The sequence below is a fragment of the Pedobacter sp. genome, assembly GCF_031119335.1.
Lineage (GTDB): Bacteria > Bacteroidota > Bacteroidia > Sphingobacteriales > Sphingobacteriaceae > Pedobacter.
The window spans coordinates 12970-29625 of sequence record NZ_JAVHXT010000004.1; the positions used below are offsets into that span (position 1 = coordinate 12970).

Genomic DNA, 16656 nt, shown 5'->3' on the forward strand with positions numbered 1-16656 from the left:
TATAAAAAAGCAAAGTATCTTGCAATCATTTTAGCAGAAATAGCAAACTCTAGCAACCTTATAAAATAAAATTGCCCTAACACATGGAAACGATGAGCGTTAATCCAGATGATGGGCAATAATAATTGAGCGTTATTAAAATGACGGATTTAATATGGTTGTAAAAATATTCATTTACAACATTTAAGCATAAAATGTGACTTTTTTTCACATTTTCGCATTTGATGAAATTGTATCTTTAGTCGATTCACTATGATACGCTTTTATGAATATTGGTAAAATCTTAAGGAAACTTAGAAAGTACAAAGGGGTTACGCAAGAGAATATTGCCACATTTTTAAATTTGGAGCGTACCGCCTATGCCAAATTAGAAAAAGATAAAACCATGCTAAGGCTTGATACTGCTAGGCTAATTGCTGTTTTTTACGGGTTTGAACTACATTACCTTATTCTATGCTTAGAGTACGAGCATTATGTTAACAGCAGTACAACGCAACGTTTAATTAAAGCTCAAAAAGATAAAGAAATGTTGTTCGATAACAAATCTTCTAACCAAATGAACTATTCGGCGTAAACTTCCGCCAGTGGATTAAATAGGTAAATTTTTCCATTATCTAAGCAAGTGCAACGAAAACGCTTTCTCACCCGCTCTCCCTTCTGAAATCGCCTTCCATCTTTTAAGCTAAAAATAGTATTCAATGGCAATTGTTCTACATGCTGGGTTTCTTCCTGCTGATCGTATTTCTTCAACGCTCTTGCTAATCGCAAATCGGTACAACTAGATGCTGCCGGATTATTTAAATAGGCAATAATACTTTGGTTAACATCAGGCGGAAAAACTTCTAAATCAAAGAATGGCTTCATCATCCTTTTGAAATTGATCTTCCACTCTGTGCCATGGGGCTTTACTTTGTTTTTATGATCGTTCCAAGTAAGCAAATGTGCAAACTCATGCACTGTTGTGACCAAAAAAGCGTAAGGATTTAAATCGTTATTAACAGATATCTTATGCCCATTTCCCTTAAATGGATGCCGGTAATCTCCTAGTTTAGTCGTTCTATTTTTTGATATCTTAAACTCACACTGGAAATAATCTATCCACTTAGCGATAATAGGCGCCGCCGATGGAGGCATATATTGTGCTAAAACATCCTTCTTATCCAAAGCTTAATCGGTTAATTGTTTAAATTGTTTAACTGACATCAACAATTTAACAATAAGGCAATATAACAATTTACTTCAATAGCTGATATGCAATTAATGCAGCAACATAAGCCATTACGGTCATGTAAACCAACTGTATCATTGGCCATTTCCATGACTTAGTTTCTCTATACACAATGGCAACGGTACTCATACATTGCATCGCAAATGCGTAAAACAACATCAATGAAAATGCTGTAGCGAGTGTAAATATCGGCAAGCCAGTTTCTGGATCTTTCGCTGCAGCAATTTTATCACGTAATCGCAATTCTCCATCTTCATCATCAGCCCCTTCTACACTGTAAATTGTAGCCATGGTACCCACAAAAGCTTCACGAGCAGCAAAAGATGTAATTAAAGCAATGCCAATTTTCCAATCGTAACCTAAAGGTTTAATAGCTGGTTCAATGGTTTTACCTATAATCCCGGCATAAGAATTTTCTAGCTTCTCTGCAGACCTATCTCTTTCTAAGGTAGCCAATCTTACAGTGTCTGTCGCATTAGCTTCAATAGCATCGTATTTCTTATCTATCGCATCAAAACGATCGCCAGGGCCGTAAGTAGACATCACCCACAAAATGATTGAAATAGCAATAATCACTTTACCGGCTTCAACCACGAAAGTTTTCGATTTTTCATACATCGTAAACAACACATTTTTCCAGCGTGGCATACGATAAACAGGTAACTCCATAATAAAATATGAACGCTCTTTTGCTTTGATGATGAATTTGAAAATTAAAGCCACCAAAACTGCCGCCACAATACTAATGAGGTACATACCCATCAAGGTTAAACCTTGTAGATTTAATACGCCTAAAACCTTCTCATCGGGTACTACCAAAGAAATTAACAAGGTGTAAACCGGTAATCTGGCCGAGCAACTTACCAAAGGCGTAACCATAATGGTGATGATCCTGTCTTTCCAACTTTCGATGTTACGAGCACTCATGATGGAAGGAACTGCACAGGCAATACCACCAATCATAGGTACTACAGATTTACCGCTAAGCCCAAATTTACGCATGATCTTATCCATCATGAAGGTAACACGAGCCATGTATCCGGTATCTTCTAAAATAGAGATCAGTGCAAAAAGTATCGCAATTTGAGGGATAAATATCACAATACCACCTAAACCAGCTATTACACCATCTAACAATAAGTCGGTAAATACACCTGCCGGAAGATTTTCATGCCCCCATTCTGTTAACCATGCAAATCCGCCCTCTATTAAATCCATCGGTACAGACGACCAAGAGAAAATAGCGTTGAAGATGAAGAAGAGGATAAAGAAGAAAATGATGAAACCCCAAATCTTGTGGGTTAATATCGTATCAAGCTTATCTGTTAACGTGAATTTTTTCGCAGCTCCAGTATCAGTAACTACATCGGCTAGTATTTTACTTAAATGTTTGTATCTCGCTACAGTTTCCTCTCCTTGCAATTTTACAGTGTCGAAGCCATTGTTAATTTCTATGGTTTCAATTTCTTGCTGCTCTTTTTCAGTAAAGAAACCTAAATGCTCATGCTGATGCAATACTTGTAATGCGTAGTAATCGTTATCTGTACCGATTTTTTGCTTCACAGCTTCAATAGCAGTTGGAGCAAAATCGCTAGCATTAATGGTATTGTTTTGAGTGGCAATGTTTGTAGTTTGTGCTATCGCATCTTTCAGCACATTTATACCCTCTCCTTTTCTGGCAGATATATTAACTACCTGTACACCCAAACGTTCAGCAAGCTTGTTAGCATCTACATTGATACCTTCTTTCTTGGCCATGTCTGCCATGTTGAGCACCAATAACATTGGAATACCCAAATCTGCCACTTGCGAAAAAAGCAACAAATTACGACGCAAGTTGGTCGAATCTGCCACCAACACAATTACATCTGGATAGCTTTTGTTGTTCCTATCTGCCAGTACCTGGAAAACGATACTTTCATCCTTACTTTTTGGATACAAGCTATAAGTTCCAGGCAAATCAATAATTTCTGCTGTTTTGCCCGAGGGCAATTTGCAGAAACCAGTTTTCTTATCAACGGTAATACCTGGAAAATTTCCGATTTTTTGATTTAATCCTGTCAGAAGGTTAAATAGGGTAGATTTTCCGGTATTCGGATTCCCAACTAGAGCAACTTTTAAATCAGCCAAAATACTATTGAATTATAATTACAGCTGCCTCTGCTTTACGTAAACAAAGTTGATATCCGGCTACGCGAATAGCAATAGGACAACCTAGAGGAGCACATCTTTCCACTTCAACAACTTCGCCAGGAAGGCAACCCATTTCCATTAATTTTACTGCCATTTCAGTATCTGTGAAAGAAACAATGGTTGCTTTTTGGCCTGGGCTTAATTGCGAAAGTGTCATACAAAAATCTTTACTTACACGCTTAAAAATACAATTTTATGCGCTGTTTAAACTGTCGCAAGTTAACCCTTATTTATAATAAATCAAAATAAGCAAGTGTAACAATAAGGTAAAGAGATACTATTGTAAAACGACGCAATTCTTGCCCAAACCAGCTTTAATTATTACCTTTGCATCTTATACACAACCACTTATGAATTTAGCACAAAAATTATCGACCTCATGCTTACTCCTAATCGTTGTTTGTTGTTTCAGCTGTAAAAAGGATAAATTAGTTACCAACGTTAAATTTCTAGGTCATAAAGGGGCGGGAAGCAATTTTTTTAATGATGATCACATGGAAAATACCATCCCTTCTTTTGCACAAGCCATAGAAACCCTTGATGGTGTTGAAACAGATGTTGCTATGAGCTTAGACGGCACCATTTGGATGTATCATAACCAAGATGTAAACGATTACGCCTGTGATGAAGCACCCGAGCGTTTTATTCCTGCAATGCGTGACGAGGAGTTAGAGCAAGTTATGCTATGCCACGAAAGTAAAAAAGACAGGGTATATAAGTTCGCTGAATTGGTAGCTTTTTGGGAAAGCAGAGGCAAAAGTTTTTACATTTCCTTAGATGTTAAGCCAACTTTTCCTTCTTGGGTATTTGAATTGGCCGGGGGGCGCTCGAATTATTATGATAGGTTTGCAGCTAGTTTAGCTAGTCTACCTACTTCTGCAGATGGAACAGAGAAAATATTTCTAGAGTTTGATAGCCCACGTTTTCTTTCACAGCTTAAGCTACAGGAAAAAACGCAAAAAATGGTAAGGTATTATACTGGTGACGGAGGCATGGAAGCCCATATTGCTACTGCCTTGGCCAGAGGTTACGATGGTGTTAGTGTAGAAGGAATTAAGGCTACGGCCGAAGAAGTACAAAAAGCAAAAGCTGCTGGTCTTAAGGTACAGCTTTGGACTCCATATTTTAGGGATGAACTAAGACCAGTTGTTGCCAAGGATCCAGATTTTATTCATACAGATAATATCCACGCCAAAAAAGCATTGAATATTGCAAAATAAAAAGGCTATCTAAAAACTTAGACCATCATTTCCTTAAAAGGAGATCTCAATACGCAAAGCATTTTTTACCGCATTAAGATTGCCAGTCGAGCTGGCAATGACGACCGTTTTAGACAGCCTCTATTATTTATTTTAAAAACCTTACATTCTTCCCGGGCCACCCATTCTGAAGTTCCCCTGCCCTCTTCCTTGCTGTTGTTGCGGGTTCATACCTGCAATAGTACTTAAAGAGTAAGTGAACGAGAACATAAAGTAACGTTTTAGCACGTTAAAGTTTTGATCGACAATTGAGTTAGCGCTCGCAGTACGAACAATTCCAATATTTTCGTTAAACAAATCGTAAACTGAAAGCTTGAAGGTCCCTTTATTTTTGAAGAACTGACGGCTGATGTAACCGTTTACTTGAGTAAACGAGGTGTTAAAGCCTTCACCTCTACCAGATAATCTATTATGTGTAACATCTGTTTGCAAACGGATATTGCCAGGAAACATATAACTGATATCGATATTTGGAGAAAATGTATAAAAATTGGTTTCTTCGCCAACGGTATAAGTTCCATGATCCCATCTACCAGAAACACCGGCAATCAAATCAAGCTTATCCATATTAGAAACTAGTTTGTAACCATTTCTTACTCCGAAATTTTTTGTTACGTTCTCAGCACCAGTGAAAGTTATATTAGTACCTCTGCTATTAGACAAACCACCATCTATTTGTAGGTTTAGCTTATTTCCTTTGATGATTGGAATGCCAAGGTTACCGAAAATATTTGCGTTATAATTACCCTTAACGTTCACAAATCTATTTTCAATTTTTCCAGCATCAGCTCCAGTTTCTATTTCTCTCTGCTGATTACCAAAATCGTTAAAAGTTTGTGTGATAAAAGCACCAATAAATAAAGTACGGTAAGTTGCAAAATCAAAATTATTATAGAAAATTCTCAAATTATTCACGAACGACGGTTTCAAATCTGGATTACCTACTGGAGCTGATAGATTATTTGTATTATCTACAACTGGCTGTATTTGATCGATACTTGGTTGGTTTGTTCTTCCATCATATCGTATATTTAATCGCTTATTGTTACTAAAGTTATACCTGAATTGAGCGGTGGGTGTAATATTTACAAAATCTTGCTTTAGTATCTTGCCCGATGTTATGTTTTCATTTTTTCTATTAGTAAGCTGTCCGGCAACACCAACATTCCAGTTATACTTTTTCTCATTTTTGTTTAAGCTAAAGCCAACTGCATTTGTCCATGTAGTATTTTCGAAATCGTTACTATAAAGTGTGTTTACGATATCGTATTGTTGGCTTAAAGAATTAAATTCATAAACATTTCGTTGTCTGTTATCCTGAAAATAACCATTTTGGAAATTAAGTTCCAAACTTAAAACTTTTGAAAGAGGCTCAGTATACACCAATCTAGAAGTATTACTAAAAGAACCTACATTATTATCATTTAGCTGATCTAGATCTTGATTTTTGACTATTACACCTCCCGAGTTTGTTACCACCTCAGGGTTCTTATTGTTCGTACTTGACTCACTATCATTAATGTTTGTATTGATATTTAATGAAAGTGTACGCCCGCGACGAAGGAACTTTCTCCTTAACAATATATTATTGCTAATAGATGGTGTGGTAGAATTAGTAATCAAATTTTGAGAACCAACTGCATTTCCAATAATATTATTACGTACATAATTACTTAAACTGTTTGCCGAGTTTTCTGTGTACGATATGTTAGGCTGTATCCTGATCGAAGTAGCAGAATCCAACTTTGTATCAATCATAAAGTTTAAACGATGGTTTAAACGCTCTGTATCACTTTCCAAATTACTATTGTTGGTTACAGTATTGTTATTGATAAAGTTTTGCGAGCTTGTTGTGTTAGTGTTGAACAACGATGTTTTATTGAAGAAGTAACTTCCATTAAACTGCATACCATCATCAAAAGTATCTGCAAAATCTATACCCGCTGCACTTGTAGTGGTAATACCTTGTTGCTGCTGACCGCCACCGCCGCCGCCAAACATCATTCCACGGCCACCGCCGCCACCGCCAATACCACCACCAAAATTCTGTTTGTTTACGTTGTTGAACTGACCCAGCAATGAAATTCTTTGTGAACCATCAAAGCGGTTAACGTTGATATTCACATCATGACGCTCATCGGTACCATAACCAAAAGTACTGTTGCCAATGTATCCTTTATTTTTAACGCCGTTTTTGGTAACGATGTTTAAGATCTTCTCACGATTACCGTCATCAACCCCTGAGAATTTAGACTGCTCAGACATATCGTCAATAATCTGAATTTTATCTACCATATCAGCAGGTAAATTTCTGGTAGCTAGCAATGGGTCGTTACCCATAAAGTCTTTACCATCTACTCGTACCCTCTTAATGGTCTCGCCTTGGGTAGTCACCGTACCATCTTTAGAAACCTCTACTCCTGGCACTTTCTTTAACAAATCTTCCACTACCGAGTTTTCTTTAACTTTTAAAGTAGCTGCATTAATTTCTAAGGTATCCTTTTTAACTACTACTGGAGGTGTCTCTCCTTTAATTTCAACACCTTTAAGGGTAACGCCAGTATCTTCCATTAACAATTCGCCAAGGTTAATACTAGGTTTTGCAGCAGTTAATTCGAAATCTTTATTGATAGTTTTTAAACCAAGATACACTACGTACAAACGGTACTTACCAGCAGCAATATTGGCTAAAGAAAATGTACCGTTTGCATTGGTAGAACCTGCGCCAACTACGGTAGAGTCTGCACTTAATTTTTTAATAGCTACAGATGCGTAGTCTATTGGTTGTTTATCTTTTTGATTGAGCACCTTTCCACTCACAGTTCCCTGCGCCTGTGCAAAGGCTAAATTAGCTAGGCAAAGCATAGCTACAAATAATAATCTTTGTAAATGTTTATTCATTGATGTTCTAGAAAAATATTTTTTTGAAATTACCTAATCAGACTATACAAATGCGAAAAGGTTTGGCAGTGAACATGAAAAGCGTGGTAACAATTTAAATACAACTAACTTTATCGTTACAAAACAAAAGTAAAGGTTCACAGTATGATATGATTATACTGCTTTAAAGCTAGTTTGACTTACTTTAGGACATTTACAGCTAGGTTTAAAAATGCTGCAAGAATTGAGCAGAATTAAAATAAAAAAAATCCAAATTAAATTAAACCTTCTCTTAATCATATCATTTTGCATTAACAGCGCTGTTTTCATTGTAATTTGAAAGGTGCAACAACACGTAGCTAAATACTGCCATTAAGCAACCAATCATGTCGCAAGCAAAATCCCACCACTCTGCAGAACGATAAGTGAATACTTTCCATTGCAGCAATTCTATTCCTCCACCAATTATTACCGAAATCATGATAACTTTAAAGATGGTTAGGGAACGGAAACTATAGTTATGTTGGTATTTGATTTTCCCGTAGAAAAGTAAAATGGTTAGAACGTAGAAAAAGCCCAAATGGGCTAACTTATCAAAACCTACAAAGAAAAAGCCTGAATTGCTACCACTAGATAGATCAATATTACAAAGCACTAAAGTTAGTACAGTCCACAATATGGCCCAACGTTGGTACTTTAGTGCTTTGAAACCGGCCATTTTTATGCGCCAATTAACGCTTTGTACTCGTCAGCACTTAACAAACCGTCAACGTCAGCAGCATTAGCCAAAGTAACTTTAACCATCCAGCCTTCGCCGTAAGGATCAGAATTTACCAACTCAGGATTATCATTTAATGCAGCGTTAAATTCATCTACCGCTCCAGCAACGGGCATAAAAAGATCAGACACGGTCTTAACCGCCTCAACTGTACCGAATACTTCTTCTGCGGCAACTTCAGAACCCACAGTATTGATATCGATATAAACAATATCACCTAATTCTCTTTGAGCAAAATCGGTGATACCAATAGTTGCAACGTTACCAGATACCGAAACCCATTCGTGGTCTTTAGTGTACTTTAATTCTGATGGAAAGTTCATTTTTATATGATTAAGTTTTATTTCTACTATTTTGTTAACGAAAATGCTAAGCTTTTCAACTCATTTGTTCCCGATTAATTGATAATGTCAAAGTTAATAATTTTTGTTGGCGAAATAGTTGGGGCGAAAAAAAATTCACCCTTACAATATCTACTCAGCCTACCTAGTTTAAAGTTGCCCTTAAGCTAAAACCAAAGTTACTAAACGATGTATTGAACGATTGAGAAGTGTAAGGCTTGGTGATATTAGAATCATAGAACAATCTTACATTAAAACGTTGGTTAAGCACATAATCTACACTTGGGCGTAAAGTAATGTTTTTTGCACCAGACGATACTTCGGCTTCTGTAATATCAGCTCTATAAATTACCGTCTTATTATCTCTAACCGAAACATCAAGTTTGAAATCCATGTTGTTATCCATCTTCAGATCTTTAAATAATCCGAAAGGAAATCTGAATTTAGTGGTACGATATCCCAAACCAAACACCAAGTTATTCTCAGAAAGATGTGCCAATTGGCTATTCGCCAAACTTAAACCTAACAACCTCGTTTTATTGATTTCGAAATTCAAAGTCATGTTATTTTTTAAGCGGGTATCAATACCAACTAATGGTGCAAATTGCTCTGAAATAGCGACCTGAGCAAATTGATACATCGGCAAGAAGTTACCGTTCACGTCTGTGCTACTTACTGCCCCATTAGTTTCTTCATATTTTAATAAGGTGTTAAAGCCATTAACGTTGTACGTAGAACGATAACCATGTCTTAAGCTTACTTCAGAAAAACGGTCGGCAATGAAAGGATATTTCGTTAATCCTGCGTAAGTTAAACGCCAGTTTGGCAAAGGTATTCTTGGCAAGCTATTCAAACTTGATGACCCAGGATCTTTACCTCTGTAAGCCGCCAAAAATGCTAACACCACCACGTCTTGCGAACTTTTATCGTAACCTGCAGCATAACCATTCACAACACCTCCAGAATTAGGATTTTGAGCCCCTAACCTGCGGGAGATCACCTGTCTGTTGCTCATAAATTCGTTAAACACGCTAGACAATGTTGCACCGCTCTTATCTCTAAATGCTGTACCAAAGGTGATGGTAGAAACGCTATAATCACCCGTTGTATTTGGGCTTAGGTTGGTAAATCCACCAGTTGGTGTATCATATTTGAAATTGGTAGAATAGTTAAGTGTTCTATTTTTAGTTGCCGTTAGTGTTACTTTTAAATCACGTAACGGCTCTATGGTACTGGTTAACTGGAAATCTTCACGCATGGTATTTACGTACAATTGCATTTGCTGTTCATCTAAGGTAATCCAGCCGTTATTAATTGCCATTAACCTAATATCTCGCTGACTACCAAACACAAATCCCAAACCTGGCGCACCCATTTGATCCATACCAAAGAACCTTGTTTGAGGTAAATATCCTGGTAAGAAAGTACCTTTGGTTTGCGTAAATGCTACGTTTACATTTTTAACGCTGGTAAGCAAACCAACCATAAAATTCGAGAGCTTAAACGTTGTATCTCTGTTGTTCAATGTTCGTCTAATAAAACCAAACTTATTGTACAAAGAAACCATGTTCAAGGTTGGATTTACCTGTATGGTCCTAGAGTTTTGCACTGTATTTCCTAGATCGATGGTTGGATCGTTCAAAGTAGCCAAAGCCTCCGTTTGCCAAGTAAAGGTTGTACCGTAAGTAGTAGCAACGGTCATCCAATCCATGTAAGGTATTTTGCCAATTGGCCAATTGTACCTTACGTTTAAGCTATGGTTGTAATCTGTAGTACGACCTAAGTTCTTCAAGTTGTTCCAAACAATATCTCTCTTAATGCCATCAATACGACCATCAGGTTCATCGATAATTGAGTAATTGGTAGCATCGAAATCTAAACTTAATGATTTGGTTAAATCCCAAGCAATACCGTAAACCCTAGTCATCAAGAAGTTTTTGTTGAAAGTGGTATTGATAGGAATATAGGTATTCGGATCGTTGTTCCTTAACGTATTTTCAGAGTAAAAACGATCTAAATCTACCCTAAAATTGATTGAATTTGGCACCAAAGTGAAGTTGAAATCCTTCAATAACTTTAAAGTGTTAGACTTAATGAGCTTATCGAACGGCTGATAATTCTTAGAATTATAGCTGTAGTTGTATGCTAACGAAGCTTTGTAAGTGTTCTGTATGGTAACTTCATTGATAAAATCGCGGTGCGAAATTTTACTCTGTGCATAAGAAACGTTGAAGTTCTCGATATCCCACAACCTTACCTTCGCATCTTCTCCTACTCTATCCTTACGCACGTTCGTAAATGCCAAACTGCTACGAGTGGTATAATCTTGGGCAAAGTTTAAGATCGAATCACGCTGTGATTTAGATGCATTATCTAGCGCTTTAGACAACTCAATATCTGGTGTACGAGGATCGAATTGAGGTGTAGCAACTTGCTTAGAGTAGCTTACGTACATTGGTATTTTAACACCACTTTTTTGCGGTAAAAACTTACCGAGCTCCATATTAGATGATAAATCAAACGACTGATTTTCTGACCTGCTACGTTCGCTCACTTTGCTATCGATAGAACCGAAACCAATGGTAGATTTTGTTCCAGACACGTTAACATCTGCAAAATCAGCCAATTTCATACTCATTCTGCCGGTAGCTGCCCATCCGCCTCGTTCATCAAACTCTGTTAAACGCAATTCATTGAACCAAACCTGACCGAATTTTTCTAATCCATCATCATTTGCTGGCGAACCAACAGCACCTCTCAACGGATTTTTCAAACCAAGCATGTAAACGCGAACCTTACTCATGTCTGGCTGCCCTTTTACGATAATCGTATTCACTCCGTCCGTATAACGGAAAGGTTGATTAACTGGCCAACCGCTCTGGTTACGAGCAATTTTAGCTCTCTGGAACAGCTCCAGTTCAATATCAATTTTATTGTCTTCTGGCCAAATGGCGTAAGGATCGCTCGTACCTGGATTGGTAACTCGCAACGGTTTGTTGTATTCGTAATAGTTATCGTTATTATCGGTACCAATTCTTATAAACGCATTAAGGTCATTGTTTTCTAGCGGATGAATTCCATCTCCCTCTAAATGGACGTACATTTCCAATCGTTTGTAAGATCGGAAATCGTTGACTGCGGTTTTAAATGCTGCCCTGCCATATCCATCTCGTAAATTTTTAACGATTAATGATAAAGACTGCTCATTTTGGCGAGTATCACCTCGGTAGTTACTAAAATCTCTTTCTCTCTCGATACCAGGAGGCACAACATAAGGTATTGGCGTTCTTCTTCCATTTTCTTCGATGTTTACCGTTCCCAATTCCAAAACAGAATTATCAGCCGATGGTGTTAAACCCAAACTTGGATCTGCAATTACTTTGTTGCTCTCGTTCTTTACGTTGTACTGTCTCCACTCACCCCTTACAAATTGGATTTTTGCAAATCTCAATACCGCAGTATCAGCGAAATCGGTCATGAACATTCTTACAAAACGGATAGATTTAAAATCTTGGATAGACCCAAAAGCTCTTTCATATTGTGCTATTGGTACCCTGATTTGATACCAAGTCGCATTCTGCGTTTGTCCGTTAGCCAACTTCACTGCAGAAACCACTTTGTCGGTTACAAAACCTTGTCCAACCTGCAAATCACCCGGACGAATAGATACTTTGTACTGAAAATATTCATCAGATGGGGTCATGTTGTTATCACGATTTACATCCTCTGCGTCTGGTAAAGCGGTTGAAGCAGAGTTTTCTAAACCTAGCTCTTCTTGCGATTGTTGAGAAGTTTTCGAGTTGCCTTCTAAACCGTTAAAGTTCATGTAACGCTTTAAAATACCCGCACCTTCTTGGTCAAGTGCTCCACCTCTAAAATAAGAATAATCATCTGATGAAGGGTCATTATCGAACGCCGCAGCAGCGTCTGGATTTAATAAGGCTTTAATTTGAGCAATGGCAGATTGATAGTGAACAAATGTTCTTTCATCTGCGTTTGATAATCCATCTAAACCAACATCTTGCGCTCTACGAACATTAGGATCGTTATCAAAAACCTGAATAACTGGTTGCAACTTCGCTACCCTACCCCACTGTGTTTCATCATATTTAGAGGCATCGCCGTTTCCTGGCAAAGCATTCTCCATAGATTTTCTACCGTCTTTAAGAATATCCTCAGAAATATTACCAAGGTTGAAATACAAATCTCCACCCTGTGAACCTGGCTTGTACATAAACGGATCTAACAACCAAAGTTCAATATATTCGATATTGTTAGCTTCGAAATCGTTTACATCTACCCTACGCATTAAACCGCCCCATCTGCTACGTGGATTTTGTAACGTACCATTCGGATTAAAGCCCGTAGTGGTGAAGTTATATGGTCCACGTAATGTTGGGTAGTAAGCTAAATCTAAAGTTTGCAAAGTAATTGCTTGACCAGTACTGATCTGTTTGAAAGGGAAAACTTCGGTTTCTAAAATTTCTCTCACATAGTGATTAGACAGCTCGTTCTTGTTGTTACGCAAATTAGCTGGCAGTTGTCCTTGCCCACCTCTTCCGTAAAAAATTGGGTCGATGTTGTAGAAAGCAATTTTTGCACGGTTGTAGCCATAAGCCAAATCATTATTTAAAGCCGATTCTGGAAACATTTGAGGTGTTCCAGAAATTTGCCAAGCAATAGCGCTTTTTAAATCGATTACTGAACGTGAGGCTTCAAAATCATCGATGAAACTGGTACCACCTCTACTACCGCCCATATTTAATGCTGAAGGATGACCAGGAACTAATTGAGCAAACTCTCCATAGAAGGTGATGTTAGACTTCTCTTTTGTTGAAATGAAAGGAAGTTTATCTACCATCTTAGTTAAAAACCTAGACGAAGAAGTGTAGTTTACGTCCATTCCCCAAATAGAATTGGATATTGGTTCTTCACCGAAATTTACTTTTGGTGTAATTGGGCGTTCGGTGAGGTTCATAAACGTACCCCCGATGTTTAACTTATTGTTTACACGATAATCGCCACGAATACCAAATAAAGAGCGCTGTTGCAAGCCAAAAAGCTCGTTATTTTCTGTAGAAATACGGATAGACTGGCCGGAGCTTAACAAAGCAGTGTTCAGGATTTTCACTCGACCGCTCATGTAATCAACGGTGTAATCATTACCTTCTATTAAAGGAATACTACCCATAAAAACTTTTACAGAACCTTCTGGTACGTTGATAGAGTTTAAGCTAAATTCTGATGAAATCTCTGATTGATAGTGCCCTTTGATGATATATCTGTCTTTACCCGGAAAATTTTGTTGCGCTACCACTTTTGTAGAATCGTACAATTGCGGATAAGTATATTTTTCTATCAAGTTGGTTTCTCCAGCGTTAAACTGCGCTGCTAAAGACTCTCCAAATGGCTCAACAAATGGGAAAATGATACGCCCATTTTGTGGATCGATGGTGATGTAACCACTAATACTATTTGTTAACGATGTAGCAGAAACACCGCTACCAAAATTCGGGTTATTGGTAGTTCCGATATTGCTTTGTGCCGAAGCAAATGGACTATTTTGCGATTCAAAATCAAAAACACCATCTGGCTTAGCTTCTCTTTGCGGATTTAAGCGATCTAAACCAACTGCCTGTACCCAGATTTTATTTTGTGTATTTGCACCTTCGGTAATTACGGCACGCTCAACGCCAGAAGTTTCATCTAACCTAAAAACATCTAACCTAAAGTTTTGGTTACTGATTTGATAACCACCAATGTTATAGATGTTTTTCATCATCAAATCCCAAATTGGCAATTGAGGTTTGGTGGTTTCGTTTTTCAGTAACTTGGCAAATAAAACATTTGGCGTATTCTGGTCAAAAGGTACATCCGTAGAAAACTCACCTACTTGGTATTCTCTCCCGTTTTCAGTGTAACGATAAGCTACAGCCAATAATTCGTCGGTATTAAGCTGCACGTTTAAGGAAATATAACCTAATTGCGGATGTATCGTAAATTCTCTATCAGTTAATCTACGAGCGTAGGTAATTTTCGCAAAGTTATCTGTAGCTCCTGTAGTCTGAAAATATTGTAACAAGTCGTTATTGTTAGACAATCTAGCCCCAGCAGGTAAGTTAGCCAATAGATTATTAGAATGCGGAGGAAAACTAGGGTTGGCAAAAGCAGATGGAGATGCAGTTGGCCCTGGGCTAACCAAAGTGGTATTGTAAGGTGTTTGCTCACCCAAATCCATAAAACCAACAACATCTCTCGAGTCTGATGTGTTACCTGTTTTGTTGGTGATCCAAACTTCAATTTTGGTAATATTAACGCCCGATAAAATTGCTGGCGCTTTGCTTAATGCAGTATTGTACCGATTACGGAAGTATTGAGCTAAAAAGTAGTGCTTGTTCGCTTCGTACTCGCTACCACTAATGCGATAATCGTTTTGCTGCGCTCCGTTACTAATTTCTATCTGCTTAGATTGAGATTTCTGCTGCGTAAAAACGGTGGTTAAACCCAATTTACCGAATTGCAACTGCGTTTTTATACCGAATAATGCCTGCGTACCTGTAATGAGCGATGTATTTAATGGCAAACTAACATTACCTGCTTCAATTTTTTTAATGATATCGTCTGGTCCGCCGGTGTAATCTAACTTGATCTGGTTTTCAAAATCGAACTGCGCCTCGGTGTTGTAGTTCATTTTGATTTTCATCTTGGTACCGATGTTACCTACCACATCCATTTGGATACGCTGTGTAAAATCAAAATTGCTTTGTACCCTTTGGCGTTCGTTAAAAAGTGGATTTTCGTTTTTATTTACCCGACCTAAGAAAGTCAATTCTGCCTCGCCGCTAGGTTGAATATCAATTGTAGTTCCTCCGAAAATCTTTTCGAACATCCTACTGTTGATTTTTACCTCTGGAATAATTCCAGTTTTACGGATATCATCAATCTCTTGGTTAGAGAACAAACGCCAGTTTTCACGTTTGATATCACTATTTACCATACGCAGATATTGCTCTACAGTAAGGTATTGTGGCGGTGTATAGAGTTTATCGCCAATGCGCTCTGTAATTACATAGCGATTATTAGCGGCATCGTATTCTACCTCTCGCTTAATATTCTCCGGAAGTTTAAAAAATGGATTGCTAAAGTTGCGCAATCCCATCCATTGTTTTTCTTTTGGGGTAAATGTGTTCTTCGCAGAGTCTATCCTAGACCCAGCAGTATTTACTTGCGAGAACGATTTTTGGCCCACACATAGGCCTACCAATAAAACAAAATAGGTAAGTTTGTTTTTCAAATATGGTTTGGTTTATTATAAATTCTTCAAAGCTTGTTTGATCATTTGCTCGACAGTCAGTTCACTATCAGCCTTCTTCATCACACTATCCAAAGCTTTCTCTGCCACCTGTTTGCCAAAGCCAAGCATGATCAAAGCAGATAACGCTTCATCTTTAATTGTATTGTGAATTGGCATAGAAATTAATGATTCTATACCTTCTTTTTTTAGTTTGTCTTGTAATTCTAATACTATACGTTGTGCCGATTTAGCTCCAATACCTTTAATTTTTTGTATCAGCGCAACATCTGCATTTACAATAGCTTGTTGTATTTCTGCCGGAGTTATTGACGACAACATCATTCGGCAGGTGGTTGGGCCAATGCCCGAAACAGAAATCAAATGAAGAAACAATTTTCTTTCGCCTTCATCTGCAAATCCGTAAAGTGTATGCGCATCTTCCTTAACGTGTAGCCAAGTGTAGATTTTACATCGCTCTGCGCTACCTAAAGCAGCATAAGTATTTAATGATATATTGATGTGATAACCAACGCCACCCGCTTCTACAACAATAAAAGTAGGCCCTTTAAAAGTTAGTTTGCCATCTATATAAGCGTACATAATCCCGTCTTAAATTAAAAAGCTAAAAGTAACAGAAACTTTTAGCTTTTTAACTCATTAAATGAAGTTTTTTACCACTTATC

At 37.7% G+C, this 16656-nt stretch carries 10 protein-coding genes; 2 read left to right on the forward strand and 8 right to left on the reverse strand.

The window, feature by feature from the left end; all coding sequences use genetic code 11:
• Nucleotides 1–265 precede the first annotated feature (265 nt).
• Nucleotides 266–574: a helix-turn-helix transcriptional regulator gene (locus tag REI64_RS05630; RefSeq protein ID WP_308849127.1), complete on the forward strand. Its 309-nt coding sequence runs from the start codon at nucleotides 266–268 to the stop codon at nucleotides 572–574.
• Here REI64_RS05630 and REI64_RS05635 read toward each other — a convergent pair.
• The 3 genes from REI64_RS05635 to REI64_RS05645 form a co-directional block, all read right to left on the reverse strand.
• Nucleotides 562–1164 carry a SprT-like domain-containing protein gene (locus tag REI64_RS05635; protein WP_308849128.1) on the reverse strand — a complete coding sequence of 201 codons (603 nt, stop codon included), beginning with the start codon at nucleotides 1162–1164 and terminating at the stop codon, nucleotides 562–564. The two genes, REI64_RS05630 and REI64_RS05635, sit on opposite strands and share 13 nt — an antisense overlap.
• A 70-nt stretch (nucleotides 1165–1234) precedes the next feature.
• On the reverse strand, nucleotides 1235–3361 hold the full coding sequence (feoB, locus tag REI64_RS05640; protein WP_308849379.1) for a ferrous iron transport protein B: 2127 nt from the start codon (nucleotides 3359–3361) through the stop codon (nucleotides 1235–1237).
• A 1-nt stretch (nucleotide 3362) separates the two neighbouring features.
• Entirely contained in the window at nucleotides 3363–3578 is a 216-nt protein-coding gene (locus REI64_RS05645; RefSeq protein WP_308849129.1) for a FeoA family protein, read from the reverse strand.
• 193 nt (nucleotides 3579–3771) lie between these two features.
• Between REI64_RS05645 and REI64_RS05650 the strand changes: the two genes are divergently transcribed.
• A complete protein-coding gene (locus tag REI64_RS05650; RefSeq protein WP_308849130.1) occupies nucleotides 3772–4641 on the forward strand; it encodes a glycerophosphodiester phosphodiesterase family protein in 870 nt (289 codons plus the stop codon).
• A 141-nt stretch (nucleotides 4642–4782) separates the two neighbouring features.
• Here REI64_RS05650 and REI64_RS05655 read toward each other — a convergent pair whose 3' ends face one another.
• The 5 genes from REI64_RS05655 to ruvA all read right to left on the reverse strand — a co-directional run bounded on the left by REI64_RS05655 (nucleotide 4783) and on the right by ruvA (nucleotide 16573).
• Nucleotides 4783–7581, reverse strand: coding sequence for an outer membrane beta-barrel family protein (locus REI64_RS05655; RefSeq protein WP_308849131.1), 2799 nt, complete (start codon nucleotides 7579–7581; stop codon nucleotides 4783–4785).
• Between the two features lie 280 nt (nucleotides 7582–7861).
• Nucleotides 7862–8278 (reverse strand): VanZ family protein, encoded by a 417-nt coding sequence (locus tag REI64_RS05660; protein ID WP_308849132.1) that lies wholly within the window; start codon nucleotides 8276–8278, stop codon nucleotides 7862–7864.
• A 2-nt stretch (nucleotides 8279–8280) separates the two neighbouring features.
• Nucleotides 8281–8661: a glycine cleavage system protein GcvH gene (gene gcvH / locus REI64_RS05665; RefSeq protein ID WP_308849133.1), complete on the reverse strand. Its 381-nt coding sequence runs from the start codon at nucleotides 8659–8661 to the stop codon at nucleotides 8281–8283.
• Between the two features lie 163 nt (nucleotides 8662–8824).
• Entirely contained in the window at nucleotides 8825–15973 is a 7149-nt protein-coding gene (sprA, locus tag REI64_RS05670) for a cell surface protein SprA (RefSeq protein WP_308849134.1), read from the reverse strand.
• A 15-nt stretch (nucleotides 15974–15988) separates the two neighbouring features.
• Nucleotides 15989–16573: a Holliday junction branch migration protein RuvA gene (gene ruvA, locus REI64_RS05675; protein ID WP_308849135.1), complete on the reverse strand. Its 585-nt coding sequence runs from the start codon at nucleotides 16571–16573 to the stop codon at nucleotides 15989–15991.
• Nucleotides 16574–16656 lie beyond the last annotated feature (83 nt).

Coding starts and splice junctions, on each gene's coding strand:
- REI64_RS05630 (WP_308849127.1), top strand. CDS start 266: ATGAATATTGGTAAAATCTTAAGGAAACTTAGAAAGTACAAAGGGGTT.
- REI64_RS05645 (WP_308849129.1), bottom strand. CDS start 3,578: ATGACACTTTCGCAATTAAGCCCAGGCCAAAAAGCAACCATTGTTTCT.
- REI64_RS05650 (WP_308849130.1), top strand. CDS start 3,772: ATGAATTTAGCACAAAAATTATCGACCTCATGCTTACTCCTAATCGTT.
- REI64_RS05655 (WP_308849131.1), bottom strand. CDS start 7,581: ATGAATAAACATTTACAAAGATTATTATTTGTAGCTATGCTTTGCCTA.
- REI64_RS05660 (WP_308849132.1), bottom strand. CDS start 8,278: ATGGCCGGTTTCAAAGCACTAAAGTACCAACGTTGGGCCATATTGTGG.
- gcvH (WP_308849133.1), bottom strand. CDS start 8,661: ATGAACTTTCCATCAGAATTAAAGTACACTAAAGACCACGAATGGGTT.
- ruvA (WP_308849135.1), bottom strand. CDS start 16,573: ATGTACGCTTATATAGATGGCAAACTAACTTTTAAAGGGCCTACTTTT.